Below are 13,521 nucleotides of genomic sequence, written 5' to 3'. Positions count from 1 at the left end.
AGCTTGGGTATAACTAAAAAAACTACAGCCATGTAAGGTAGAGGGTAAAGATTTGGAAAGAGATGTATATCTTGTTGACTCGTTTACTTTCAACGGAAAGGGCGGAAATCCGGCGGGTGTAGTATTCGACACGGAAGGGTTGACCGAGTTACAGATGCAACGAATAGCGGCGCAGGTTGGTTATTCAGAAACAGCATTTGTTTTGCCAGATTCTGAGTGTGACTTTCATGTGCGCTTTTTTACTCCGACCTCGGAAGTTGACTATTGTGGTCATGCAACGCTGGCCACGTTTTCGGAACTGTTTGGTCAAGGCAAGATTGAGGCTGGGCAGTATAGCCAGCGGACTAAAGCCGGCATACTGACTGTTGTGGTCTCTGCTGATGGTCATATCGAGATGGAACAGCAATTACCGGTATTTGGCGGTGAACTGGATGTGCTCGAGGTCGCTGAGGCACTGGGTATTCCGGCGGAAGTGATCACCAATACAGGGCTGCCGGTTGAAGTTATTTCCACTGGGCTTGCTGATGCGATTATTCCGGTAATGCCGGGCACGTTGGATGACATTGTTCCTGATAACGAAGCGCTGGCTGATTATTGCCGTGAAAGGCAACTGGTGGGTGTTCATTTATTCGAGTTAAGTTCATGGTCTGAATTTACTGCCCGGTGTCGGAACTTTGCTCCGTTGTTCGGGATCCCCGAAGAGTCTGCGACAGGCAGTGCCAGTGGCGCATTGGCTTGTTATCTTGCCCAGCACCGTCCGTTCCTGGGGTATCAGTATGAGTTCGAGCAAGGTCGCAAGATGAAGCGCACCTCGTTAATATCGGCATCGATCCAGCAAAAAGGCGGCACTATTCAGGCCGTTAAAGTCGGCGGGTTTGCCAAGCACAAAGGGACTCAGCGTGTGAGCCTTGCCAGTGGACTAACACTCAGAAAGATGGAAGAGAATGACCGCCGCCTTTTGTGTGAGCTGGCGGTTTCCGAGCATCAGTCTGATTTTGTTCTGCCGGTTGCGGATACGCTGGAAAACAAGACGTTAAATGAAGACTTCCATGTTATTTGTCTTGGCGATAACGAGGCTGAGAGCACTATCCTCGGTTTCTTTATTCTTGATCACTCTTTTGCAAACCACCCTGAGTTCAGCCAATTTGGTGAGTTGGGCTTGCGGGCTTACTTTATTGATGCCCGTTATCAGGGTAAAGGCTTTGGGCGTCAGTCGTGCCAACTAATGGGTGACTATGTGGCGACTCACTATCCTTCGGTTTCAAGTTTAGTTCTTACTGTAAATCAACGCAATACGCCAGCTCGGGCACTTTATCTTTCGTGCGGTTTTCTGGATTCTGAATCACTGTATTTGGGCGGACCGGCAGGGCCTCAGCATATTATGTATCTTCCTCTGGCTGCCTGAGCAATCAGGTAAGCTTTACACTGTAAACTGGCGGTTTATTACTCTCTTAAGCCGTCAGCTAAACTACCGTTACAAGTCCATCCTTTTTTCGATAGTGCCTTATATTTTTCCGGTTGGGCGTTATGTGTTCTTGTTTATATCAATCTTGATGCTGACAAATTACGTGTCGAGGTTTCGTCTGCTCTCACTTCTATTATTCCAATCTTTATATTTTTAATAGCGTGATCGGCTGAACAATAAACAAAAGGTCAGAGATATACACTGCGCTGGTGGTATTTATTAACATAATTAGCATAAAAGAGATAAATATCACTCTAATAATGAATATCTATTCATCTTGAGATTTATTCCCACATGGAGATGTACGATGAAAAAAATGTCTGTGACTCTGTTATCCGCTGCTGTTTTATCTGCGCTCAGTTTGAGTGCCAACGCGTGTACTGGCCTTATCGTGGGCAAGGGGGCATCGGCTGATGGCAGCATCATGATTGCCCGTAACGAAGATTTTGGTATCAACAACTGGAATAAATATTTAGCTTATCGTCCGGCGCAGGACAATGAAGCCGGTGATTGGACGTTGGGAAATGGCCTGGTTGTGCCTATGCCGGCGAAATTCTATGGTTACTCTGCCATTCCTGACTGGGATGCCAATACAGTTGATGGTGACGGGAAGTTTTATGAAGAACGCGGGATAAACGAATATAACGTTGCTATTTCCGCAACGACCAGTGCTGAGGTGAATGACAAGGCGCAAGCGGCCGATCCTCTGGTTGAAGACGGCGTGATTGAAGCCATTATTCCGACGCTCATTCTTCCTCAGGTGAAAACCGCTAAGGAGGGAGTCGAGCTGCTAGGTAAATACATTGAGCAGTATGGTGCCGGTGAAGGCAACAGCCTGTATATCGCTGATGTCGACGAGGCGTGGTTGGTTGAAATTGGTTCAGGACACCATTGGATTGCGGTCAAAGTACCGGATGACAGCTACGCTATGATTGCCAATGGGCTGCGCGTCCATGGCGTTGATCTTGGGAGCGAGGATGTGCTCCATTCTGCCGGTCTTGTTGAGTTCGTCAAAGAGCATCAATTGCTGGAGCAGCCTGATACAGCATCATTTAACTTCGCCAAAGCCTTTGGGGTAATCGGGGATGTGTACAACATCGACCGTGAGTGGCTGGGACAAAATATGCTGTCGGCATCAAACGAGCAGCCAACCCGCCAGGATCAGTATCCGCTGTTTATGACGCCGGATCAGAAGATTTCTGTTCAGGATGTGGCAAATGTACTGGGTGCTACCTATAAAGGCACCCAACTAGAGGCGAATGGCGAGCGTCCGATGCGCGTCGAGCGTCAGCTGGAATCGCATATTATCCAGTTACGCCAGGATATGCCGAAGGAGCTACAAGGCTTGATTTGGCAGAGTTTTGGGGTATTACCTGAGTCGGTACTTGTTCCGCTGTACTCCAGCCTGCAGGACTATCCGACACCGTATCAGACAGGAAGTGATACCTACTCGGATCAGTCGGCTTACTGGCAGTTCCGTAGCCTGACAGCGTTAGCCTCTGCGGCACCGGATAAGTACCTGCCGATGCTTAAAGCTACCTGGGATAAGGAAGAAACCAAGCTGTACCAGCAGGTGAGCAGTTTGGATATGACGCTGAAATCTTTGTACCAATCAGATAAGCAAGCAGCACTGAACATGGCGTCTGACTATTCTTACGGTCAGTTGCAGCGTACCTTGACGATGGCGACAGAAATTCGCTACAAGATGATGACAGATCTGACCAAGAGTACCGAGAAGAAATACTCTGAAGAAGAATTCAAAAAGATCATGAGTTTGTAATAAAGATCTGGCTATTACAAGGCCCTCAGTGAGGTATTCACTGAGGGCTTTTTTCTGTCTTTTTTTTACTGTGGCGGAGTGAGTTTTGTGCACGCAAAGGAATGGTTGATCAAAAGCTGTGCGGTTGATTAATGGAAGGGTTTACACAACCATAAAGCTACCGTATTATTCACCGCACTTACGGAGAGATGGCTGAGTGGTTGAAAGCACCGGTCTTGAAAACCGGCATACGTTTGTAGCGTATCTAGGGTTCAAATCCCTATCTCTCCGCCACATTTAGAAAAGCCAGCTTAATTGCTGGCTTTTTTGCATCTGCTGCTTGGCAAAGAAAAGATAGGGTGAAGAACCCTAGACAGGGTTCAGCCGAGCGAAGCGAGACAACGTTGCTAGCCGAAGGCGTGTTAAAGCAACGGCCCGAAGGGCGAAGTAAATCCCTATCTCTCCGCCACATTCAAAAAAACCGCTGAACTATCAGCGGTTTTTTTTCGTCTAAATTTTGTGATTCGAGATAGGGTGAAGCAAATCCTATCTCTCCGCCAATGATTTAAGCCTGATGCGAAAGCGTCAGGCTTTTTTCATATTTTACGCTCCAGAAAGTGCTTTGTCTTTTATCGCAGAACTAGGCGCCCCGCCGAAAGACTTAGTTCGCTCTTTTCTAATAACCTGTAATCCCGTGTAATATATTTATCAGTAATCTTGATAAAGAATGAAGGCTCATTTGTTCACGCACTAGCAACTGAATAAGGGAATCAAGATGAGTCACGATCATAGTCATCAAGGGTGCGCTCAATGCGCCTGTCATAATCCGTTATGGACAACGTTCTCAAAGAAACTTTCAGGGTTGAGTCCTGCACTCAGCAATGATGAAAATAATGTTCAATCACCAGAGGCTCTGCAGCCGACGACGACTGTTATGTACTCTGGTGGCATTATTCGACCGGTGATCAACGGCGGTGCTGAAACGGTGGAGGCTATTGGCTTCCATGACGGTAAGGTTGCAGTGGTTGGCAGTGAAGTTGAAGTGAGCGCGAAAATGCAAAACCTTGGGCTGGCACCGGACAATCACATTGTACTCGAGGGAAAACAAACCTTGTTGCCCGGTTTGATTGAGCCCCATGTTCATATTGTCCCGACTGCATTAACCATGGGGTGGCTTGATTTGGGGCCATATATTGGTCAGGATCTAATTCCGAACTATGACTGTAACTACCTGAAAGATAAGCTGAGTAACAAAGGCGCGGAGCTTGATAATAAAGATAAGCTTGAATTAGACAAGGCGCTGAAAGAAAAGGACTGGATTTTAGGTGTTGGTGTGGATCCTGCCCTGATGCCTTTTCGGAAGGACGATAGTGGTGACAAGCAGCTCGTTGAGCTCAATATTCAGATGCTTGACCAAACGGTACCGGACCGAGCGGTGTATTTAATCTCGGCCTCGATGCATACCGCCTATATCAACACGGTTGCACTGGATTTGATCGTCGATACCCTGCCAATAGAAGAGCAAGGTGCATTCCGAGACAAAGTTGAAAATCAAGGGGCTTTGCAGGAACTAGAACAAATGACATACGGGTTTGAGGCAATTCCGCAACAGCAAAAAGATCAGATTAACCTGGAACTGAACCAGCATATTGAGTCCATTTTTGACACTGCGAATAAGCGTGGGGTAACCACGATGTTTGAAGCCGGGATGCGATTTGAGTCTGTTGGTGAGAACGGAAAGGTTCAATCCAAGATGATTTCAACGCTTGAAGACTTCAGGGAAACACACCCTCATAATGTCCGGGTTGGCTATGCACTGTTATGTGCAACGCAGCACGATGCTGACGCTCTTTGTGGTTACAAACCGCTTACAGAAAAAGACATGGGCAATTTGTTCCAAAGTGCGGTCAAGTTAGTGTCCGACGGTTCTAACCAAGGATTGACGGGTTATCAGTCAACGCCGTATTGTTGCGAGCCAGAGAATAATTGTGGCATTTTCAATTTTAGTTATCACTCATCAGATCCTATTGACCCGGATAAGCCAGATTACCAAAAGCTGGTGACCACTATCGTAGAAAAAGACTGGCCGGTGCTGATCCATGCTAATGGCGATAAAGCGGTTGATTATGCTCTCGATGTTTATGAGACGGCATTGAAGGGTAGCTCGGGACTTGATAAGCGCCATCGCATTGAACATTGCTCTATTTTGAGTCACGACAGCGCGGATAAAATGCAATCCCTGGGGATTTCACCCAGCTTCTTAATTGGTCATGTTGGTTACTGGGGCTATGCCTTCAACGAGGTAATTTTCAAAGAAAAAGCTCTGTTACTAGACCGATGCCGGACGATGTTGGATAAAGGGGCGAGAATTACGCTTCATAGTGATTTATCAGTGACGCCACTCGGTCCGCTACGGATGATGGAGCAGGCAGTAACCCGGGTAATGGAAAAAGCCCCTAAGCCGATTCCGTTGAATGAGTCTGAATGCATTTCCCGTGAGGAAGCATTAAGAGCGATCACTTTGGATGCAGCCTGGCAATGTCATGTTGACCAGTGGATCGGGAGTCTGGCGCAAGGGAAACTGGCTGATTATGTCATTCTGGAAGATGATCCTATTACTCTTGATGCAAGCAAAAAGATTAGGGATATAGGTGTTTTTCAAACTTGGGTCGGTGGAAAGCTTCGTTATGTGGGAAATTTCGAGCAAAAGCCAGCACATTGTTCAGAACGGAAATTAGAACAAGTTGAAGGTTACGCGAATGCAGATGTGATGCCGGCTTGATAATACAAACCCTGCAGCGTTCACTGATGGCGAGCTATCCGCTTTGTTCTTTGAGTCAGTATTTGAAAGTGCTATTGCAAGCAGTTAATCAGTAATACTGCTGAAGCACTCTGTCTTATTATAGAGCCCAGAATATTGGGCTTTATTCATTTCCGATGTTTCGTATAGATAGTGACTCAAAAAATCCCATGTATTCAAAGCGCTGCGTCGCATTTAAAGTCCAGCGTCAATTCAATACTATAGCGGTTGATACAATCCCCTTGCTATGATGTCTGCTTCTAAGCTATGGAAGCACTTTTATTATGCTAACTCCTTTTATTTCCCATATATCGCCTGTTGTCATTCCCGATTTTGTCGGTGTTGGTTATCAGTGTCGTTTTGATCCTACGTTGTTTACAGCACAATCGGCGCAACAACTGGGCGTAGAATTTCCGGAGAGTTTGCATAGAGCGGTGACGAAGCGTCAGGCCGAATTTATAGCTGGACGATATTTGGCAAAGCGTTGTTTGGCTGCCTTAGGGGGAAGGGAGACTCAGGTCGGCATTGGCCAACATCGGGCTCCGTTATGGCCGAAGGGAATGACGGGATCGATCAGCCATAGCAACAATCGTGCGGTTTGTATTGTTCAACCGCTTGAGATGGCAGAGCAAGGTATCGGTATTGATATTGAGCAGCGCATGTCAGACAGTACGGCTAACTCTGTCAAGAGTACGATTATTAATGATGCCGAATATAATCTCATCATGAACCATTATGTGAGTTTCGCCGAAGGGCTAACCGCTGTGTTCTCGGCAAAAGAGAGCTTGTTTAAGGCTTTGTACCCGCAGGTAAAGGCCTATTTTGATTTCCTGGATGCCGAAGTTGTTGCGATGGGGCGGGAAAACCTGACGCTAGTGCTAAGAAAGCGCTTAACGGCAAATTTATCGGCTAGCAGTGCTTTTACGGTGCACCTGCGGCAAGAAGAAGAGATGGTACAAGCGTTCACTCAAAGTTGATAATGATTCTTATTCATTGTTTTGGCGTGTAGGAGTCGTTACAATCGCGCTAAATATTAATTAGAACGCGATATTATGGATGATCATCGAACAACTCAATCACGTGTATTACGCTTAGCTCTGCTTATTAACATGTTGTCAATCGGCACTCTTATGATGGTGATGCCATTGGGGGCAGACTTTGTTAAATACCTTAATATGAAGCCCGAACATATTGGTTATATTGCGGGTGGAGCAACCTTTGCCTCGGCATTAATCGGTTTTTTCCTTGCCCCTTATTTAGACAGGTTCGATAGAAAGAAGGCATTATTGTTTTTCTTATTGACTCGCTCTGTGATCGTTATTGTTTGCGGCTTGTCGACTACGCAAAATGAGTTACTGCTTTGGTTTGTACTGGCAGGGTGTTTTGCCGGGCCAATAAGCGGGTTAACAATGGCATCAGTAATAGATATTACTGATATAAAAAGTCGGGGAAAAGCTATTGCGTTTGTTGCCAGTGGCTTTTCTCTGGCAGCGATTATTTTTGTGCCAGCCTCGTTAGAGCTATCGGCGCGGTTATCCTGGCAGGCGACTTTCTTTGTATTTGGCGGACTCGGCGTTGCTTTGGCGTTAGCATGCAATGTTTGGTTTCCGAGTATGGTTAGCCATCTTGATTCTGCCCAATCTCAGGCCTTGTCCCAGCCTCCGGGAGCCGGGCATATGCAGGATATGGTCACTAGTCCGGCCTTTATGATTGCTTTAGGTATGGTCGGGATAAGTATGTTCGGCCATTTTTTATTGGTGCCCAATCTTTCGATATTTTTCCAGTTCAATTTAGAGTTTCCCCGTGAGCAAATTAGTGTGCTCTATCTACTGGGTGGCGTGGCCAGTATTTTTGCGATGCGATTGTGCGGCCAGTTGCTAGATAGAGGCTGGATTGTTCAGACGATATGGGGAACCAGTTTGTTGGTCGCTATGGTGACCTTCGTTGGCTTCTTATGGCAGGGCGCTTGGCCCCTGTACGTTGTCTTTACCCTGTTTATGGCCTCCAGTTCAGCGCGGAGCGCGTCTGTCTCGGCCATCACCTCACGTGTGCCTAAGCCTCATCAGCGGGCGGCTTTCATGTCGTACCAAGGGACTTTGTCCAATGTTGCCGCTGGATTGGCGAGTGCCGTTTCCTCGGTATATCTCACATCGGGACCGGATGGACGTTTGGTTGGGATCGAGACTTTAGCGATGATCACAATCGGGTGCACGTTATTGGTGCCGTTGCTGGTTAGGGCGATAGTGGCTCAGTATACCCAACGAGAACAACTTTCAGCACACACCTCATAGTCTGATCCTAGAAAGATCATTATAACTTATTGTTTTTTAATATAACGATAACAGTCTGCTGCCTTCTTTAGCTTAACCTGGAATATGTGGCAGACTTTTTAACAATAAATGTGATCAATATCTCTCTTTGATTTATAAAACTGTTAATGCACCATTGACGATGATAATGGTAATAATTATCATTTGCGCCATTGTTCGTAATGGAGTATGTAAATGTACCAGTTTCAAGGAGATAGCCGTTTTGCGCTAACTCAACTTAGTCGCGCACTATTGGCTATCGGCCTTCTTTCTTCATCTGCTGTAATGGCAGAGACAGCAACAGATGAAGTTATGGTCGTCACCGCCAGTCAAACAAAACACCCCGAGCTGACAGCACCAGCGTCTGTGTCTTATATCACAGGTGAAGAGCTAGACAAGCTGGTTGTCAGCGATGTCGCTGAGGCAATCAGAAAGCTGCCTGGGATTAACATCAATCCGGGTACGACTTATGGCCGTAACGAAATTAAAATCCGTGGTCTGGACTCAGACTATACCTTGTTGCTGATCAATGGCCGCCGTATTAACTCGCGTGATGCACTGACTAGCGCCTACGGTAATGATTTTGATCTGTCGAGCATTCCTATGTCGGCGGTCGAGCGAATTGAAGTTATCCGTGGCCCAATGTCTTCGCTCTATGGTGCCGATGCGTTGGGCGGTGTGGTTAACGTGATCCTTCGCCAGCCTTCAGAAGAAACTCAAGGGTCTGTTGGTTATCAATATGACGGTCCGACTGAAGGAAGCGGTGGTGATACCCACAAGTTTAATGTTTACGCTAGTGGTTCCCTGATCCCTGAAACATTGCTAGGCAATATCATTATTGAGCAAAGCCAGCGTGATGCATGGCGTACAGACAAGAGTATCAACCGCGATACTGATGCACTGGAAGAGCGTGATGAGCTCAACATCTTCTCGACGCTGAAATGGCTGATTAATGACGAGCAGGATGTCGACCTTGAACTGCTCTACAGCCAGGATGATCGCGATGCGGATTGGAATAACTGGGGTACGGCAGTAACCAATGTTCAGAAGCTGGATCGTATCAATGCGGCTGTGATTCACAATGGTTACTGGTCAAACTTTGATTCACGCCTGCGTTATAGCTACGAGAACTCCGATCTTGAGGATGATTCGGAGCTAAACGGTAAGGTGGGTGATATCACTCAGACTAACCATATTATTGATGGCCAGCTGTCTGGTTATGTTGGTTCACACTTGCTAACCGGTGGTGCTGAATACAGTGTGACTGAGCTTGAGAATAACCTGACGCTGGAAAAAGGCTCGGTGGATTACAACCGTTCGGCTCTCTACATTCAGGATGAGTTCGATATCGGTGATGTGGCCATTACGCTAGGCGGCCGTTACGATGACCATGAAGTCTACGGTGGCGAGTTTAGTCCGCGTGCCTATGCGGTATATAGCCTGACAGACAACTGGGTTGTGAAAGGCGGTGTTGGTAAGGCATTCAAGGCACCGGGTCTGAACCAGTACAGTAAAGACTACGCTGTTCTGGCTTGCCGCGGTCGATGCAAGGTTGTTGGTAACCCGGATCTGAAAGCCGAGACGGCAATTAGCTATGAGCTGGCGACTAGCTACCAGACAGAAAGCTGGGGCAGCTCACTGACTCTGTTTAATAACGATATCGAAGACATGATCCAGGCTGAACGCTGGGATCGGGTTGCAACTGAACTGAGCTATTTCAATGTCGCCGAAGCTAAGGTCAGTGGTGCTGAAGTAGAAGCATGGCTTGATGTGACAGATACGATCAGCCTGTCGGGTAACTATATGTTTACCGATGCGAAAGACGAAACGACGGATAAAGATCTGACACTGACACCAACGCATACGGCGAATGTACAGCTTGATTGGCAGGCAATGGATGACTTGTCGACTTATGTCTCTTATCAGTATACGGGCACTCAGTACGTTCGTGATAATGAGAAGTCGGCCGCTTACGGCACGGTAGATCTTGGTGCGCAGTACGAGGCAATCAAGAACCTGAATCTTAAGTTGGGCGTGACCAACCTGACTGACGAAGAACGTGATGATGTAGCAACGAGCTACGATTACATCCTGAAGAGCCGTAGTGTTTACGCAGGTATTTCTTACGACTTTTAATTCAATGAAATAGAACCAAGAGCCAGCATTTGCTGGCTCTTACTTTGATTATTCTAATAACGATAAAAATATAAATATTTCTCAACTGGTTGTTATGTGATGTTTATTTCGGCATGAGCTGAAATGTGACTGACAAATATGTGAAGCTTATTCAAAAAATAAGCCTTCTATTCTTTTGCGTAAAAAGGGAGTTGTGTCATGCAACAAGCGCAAAGTGAGAAGTTAGTATCAGGCAGTACATCATTCTCACCTTTAAAAGATTTCTTTTTTTCCCAATATAACGGAGTTGTTGCGTCAGGAGTTAGCCAGAAAATAAGTCAGCCAGCATTGGATGGTACAAATGCTAATAGTGAATTTCAGGAGGAAATTCGTCAGGCCTTTGATAGAGAAAAGAAGAAAGGGGTAAATAACCCTATTATTATTGGATCTATTCCCTTTGATGTTTCTCAACCCTCTTGTCTGTATATTCCCGAATCGTTTAGTTTTATCAAAGAGAATAACAGCGAACTATTCAGTTTTGATGAGAATATCAATGCCGAGGGCATTAATGTTCTGTCCTTAAATAGTGAACCCAATGAGGATACGTTTAAGTCGGCGGTTACTAAAGCGGTTGATAAGTTTAATAACACCCGTTTGAAAAAAGCGGTGTTATCAAGGGTGCTGAATATTGAGCTCAGCAACAGTGTTTCGCCGAAAAATATCCTCCAACGCCTGGTCAAACAAAACCCTGGCGGTTTTCATTTTTCAATACCACAAACCGATGGTTCGGTACTACTGGGGGCCAGCCCCGAGTTGTTGATCCGTCAGCAGGGAAGAGAAATTATCTCTAATCCACTGGCAGGTTCTGCCAAGCGCCAGCCGACCGCTGAGTTGGAAAGGCAGGTTAGCGAAGCGCTGCTGGGTTCGGTGAAGGATCGCTTTGAGCATAAGTTGGTGATTGACGAGATCCAGCGTTTATTGGCACCACTCTGCTCTCATTTGGATGTGCCGGCTGGCCCGTCGTTGATCAATACCCCGGCCATGTGGCACCTTTCTACCCAGATCCATGGCACCTTGAATTCAGAACTGACAAACGTGCTGCAACTGGCCTGTCTGCTGCATCCAACGCCGGCAGTCTGTGGCTATCCGTTTGATTTGTCGAAACATGCCATCAGCGAGCTGGAACCGTATGAGCGGGGAATGTTTACCGGCATGGTGGGGTGGTGTGATTCATATGGCAACGGTGAATGGGCGGTTACCATTCGTTGCGGCAAGGTGCTTGGCAACACGGTAAAACTGTTTGCCGGTGCCGGGATTGTCGATGCGTCCTGTCCACAATCTGAGTGGGCTGAAACGGAAGCCAAGCTAGGCACCATGCTCAATGCCTTTGGCCTGGGTTCCGAGGAGGTCGCATGAGCGTTGCGTTTACTCCCTGGCCCGAAGAGCTTGCAGCACGGTATATAGAAAAAGGCTACTGGAAAGGGCTACCACTCACTGATGTGATAACGCGTCACGGCAGAGAGTTAGCATCGGCATCACGCACTGCATTGATTTGCCAGCAACGCCAGTTTAGCTACGCCGAGCTGGATCGTCTGTCCGATATTCTGGCCTCTCGCCTTTACAGACAAGGTTTTCGAGCCGGTGAGACGGCAGTGGTGCAATTACCGAATATCGCCGAGTTCTACATTGTGTACTTCGCCTTGTTGAAAGTGGGCATCGTACCGGTGAATGCATTGTTTAACCATAAGCAACTTGAGCTGCGATCGTATGTCGAGCAGGTACAACCGGCATTGATGGTTGTCTCGGAGCGTCATCAGCTGTTTCAGAACGATCAGTTTGCCAGTACGTTAGCTGAGCAGGCATCAACAATTCGTCATTGGTTGGTGGACGGCGAGACAACCTTCGGTACCTCGTTGAGCGAGTGGTTGGAAGCCTTGCCCTCTGAGCAGACCGAGATTTCTTCATCAATACCCACTCCGACACCGGCTTCGGAAGTGGCTTTTTTCCAGCTATCCGGTGGTAGTACCGGTACACCGAAACTGATCCCGCGTACTCACAATGACTATTACTACAGTGTCCGTGCCAGTGCCGAGATCTGTCTGCTTAACAAAGATACTGTGTATCTCTGTGCGCTACCTGCTCCGCATAACTTTTCGCTGAGCTCTCCCGGGGCGTTAGGTGTGTTTTATGCAGGCGGCACTGTGGTGCTCGCGACCGACCCGAGTGCGATGACCTGCTTTCCGTTAATCAAGCAGCATCACGTCACTATGACGGCTTTGGTGCCGCCTGCCGTCACTCTGTGGTTGCAGGCGGCTGAGGATTTCGACTACCACCTTGATAGCCTGAAAGTGCTGCAGGTTGGCGGCGCGCGTCTTAGCGAGTCGCTGGCAAAACAAATCATGCCGGTTCTAGGTTGTCAGTTGCAGCAAGTGTTTGGCATGGCTGAAGGCCTGGTGAACTACACCCGTTTCGATGACGACAATTGGCATGTGTTCAATACTCAGGGACGCCCGATCAGCGAGGATGATGAAATCAAGGTTGTTGACGAGCAGGGCATCCAGGTGCCAGACGGCGAAGAAGGAGCCTTGTTAACCCGTGGCCCTTATACCTTCCGCGGCTACTTCAACAGTCCAAACCATAATGCGAGCGCTTTCGATACCGACGGGTTTTACCGCTCGGGCGATATCGTCAAACGCACTGCCACGGGTTATCTGATTGTGGTAGGGCGCGACAAGGATCAGATTAACCGAGGCGGTGAAAAGATAGCAGCGGAAGAGGTTGAAAATCAGTTGCTGGCACATGATGCCGTGACCAATGTGGCCTTGGTGGCCATGCCCGATATCGTGATGGGCGAAAAAAGCTGTGCTTTTGTGATAGCCGCTGATCCCAAGTTGAAAGCCATTACCCTCCGCAAGCACCTTCGCGCGCAAGGCGTTGCGGAGTACAAGTTGCCCGACCGCGTCGAGTTCGTTTCGGAACTGCCTATGACCCCTGTCGGGAAAGTCGACAAGAAACTACTACGTCAGACCATTCAGCAAACACTAACGATTAAAAAAGAAAAGGACGTTTAACC

The 13,521-nt window shown here is 47.5% G+C and carries 8 protein-coding genes, 1 tRNA gene and 1 other RNA gene; all 10 read left to right on the top strand.

What is annotated here, in order from left to right; all coding sequences use genetic code 11:
* Positions 1 to 52 precede the first annotated feature (52 nt).
* The 10 genes from L4D19_RS02380 (at position 53) to L4D19_RS02335 (ending at position 13,519) form a co-directional block, all read left to right on the top strand.
* Positions 53 to 1,405 (top strand): PhzF family phenazine biosynthesis isomerase, encoded by a 1,353-nt coding sequence (locus tag L4D19_RS02380; protein ID WP_428451014.1) that lies wholly within the window; start codon positions 53 to 55, stop codon positions 1,403 to 1,405.
* 367 nt (positions 1,406 to 1,772) lie between these two features.
* Positions 1,773 to 3,245, top strand: coding sequence for a C69 family dipeptidase (locus L4D19_RS02375; protein WP_428451013.1), 1,473 nt, complete (start codon positions 1,773 to 1,775; stop codon positions 3,243 to 3,245).
* Positions 3,246 to 3,427: 182 nt separating this feature from the next.
* Positions 3,428 to 3,518 (top strand) — tRNA-Ser (locus L4D19_RS02370).
* Between the two features lie 45 nt (positions 3,519 to 3,563).
* Positions 3,564 to 3,693, top strand: a non-coding RNA gene (locus L4D19_RS02365) — RtT sRNA.
* Between the two features lie 306 nt (positions 3,694 to 3,999).
* Positions 4,000 to 6,006, top strand: a complete 2,007-nt coding sequence (locus L4D19_RS02360) for an amidohydrolase (protein ID WP_428451012.1) — start codon at positions 4,000 to 4,002, stop codon at positions 6,004 to 6,006.
* 302 nt (positions 6,007 to 6,308) lie between these two features.
* The gene (locus L4D19_RS02355; RefSeq protein ID WP_428451011.1) at positions 6,309 to 7,001 is read left to right on the top strand and encodes a 4'-phosphopantetheinyl transferase family protein; all 693 of its coding nucleotides are present in this window, start codon (positions 6,309 to 6,311) and stop codon (positions 6,999 to 7,001) included.
* A gap of 75 nt (positions 7,002 to 7,076) precedes the next feature.
* Positions 7,077 to 8,315: an MFS transporter gene (locus L4D19_RS02350; protein WP_428451010.1), complete on the top strand. Its 1,239-nt coding sequence runs from the start codon at positions 7,077 to 7,079 to the stop codon at positions 8,313 to 8,315.
* A 213-nt stretch (positions 8,316 to 8,528) separates the two neighbouring features.
* Positions 8,529 to 10,469, top strand: coding sequence for a TonB-dependent receptor domain-containing protein (locus L4D19_RS02345; RefSeq protein WP_428451009.1), 1,941 nt, complete (start codon positions 8,529 to 8,531; stop codon positions 10,467 to 10,469).
* 198 nt (positions 10,470 to 10,667) lie between these two features.
* The gene (locus L4D19_RS02340; protein ID WP_428451008.1) at positions 10,668 to 11,864 is read left to right on the top strand and encodes an isochorismate synthase; all 1,197 of its coding nucleotides are present in this window, start codon (positions 10,668 to 10,670) and stop codon (positions 11,862 to 11,864) included.
* The gene (locus L4D19_RS02335) at positions 11,861 to 13,519 is read left to right on the top strand and encodes a (2,3-dihydroxybenzoyl)adenylate synthase (protein WP_428451007.1); all 1,659 of its coding nucleotides are present in this window, start codon (positions 11,861 to 11,863) and stop codon (positions 13,517 to 13,519) included. The genes L4D19_RS02340 and L4D19_RS02335 overlap by 4 nt, the downstream gene beginning before the upstream one ends.
* Positions 13,520 to 13,521 lie beyond the last annotated feature (2 nt).

The organism is Photobacterium kasasachensis, assembly GCF_050336885.1.
GTDB lineage: Bacteria > Pseudomonadota > Gammaproteobacteria > Enterobacterales > Vibrionaceae > Photobacterium > Photobacterium kasasachensis.
The sequence above is the reverse complement of the archived record's forward strand: the minus strand, read 5'-3'. Positions and strand labels throughout refer to the sequence as shown.

Bases quoted from the DNA above. Each gene is read 5' to 3' on its own strand.
- L4D19_RS02375 (WP_428451013.1), top strand. From the start codon at position 1,773: ATGAAAAAAATGTCTGTGACTCTGTTATCCGCTGCTGTTTTATCTGCG.
- L4D19_RS02360 (WP_428451012.1), top strand. From the start codon at position 4,000: ATGAGTCACGATCATAGTCATCAAGGGTGCGCTCAATGCGCCTGTCAT.
- L4D19_RS02355 (WP_428451011.1), top strand. From the start codon at position 6,309: ATGCTAACTCCTTTTATTTCCCATATATCGCCTGTTGTCATTCCCGAT.
- L4D19_RS02350 (WP_428451010.1), top strand. From the start codon at position 7,077: ATGGATGATCATCGAACAACTCAATCACGTGTATTACGCTTAGCTCTG.
- L4D19_RS02345 (WP_428451009.1), top strand. From the start codon at position 8,529: ATGTACCAGTTTCAAGGAGATAGCCGTTTTGCGCTAACTCAACTTAGT.
- L4D19_RS02340 (WP_428451008.1), top strand. From the start codon at position 10,668: ATGCAACAAGCGCAAAGTGAGAAGTTAGTATCAGGCAGTACATCATTC.
- L4D19_RS02335 (WP_428451007.1), top strand. From the start codon at position 11,861: ATGAGCGTTGCGTTTACTCCCTGGCCCGAAGAGCTTGCAGCACGGTAT.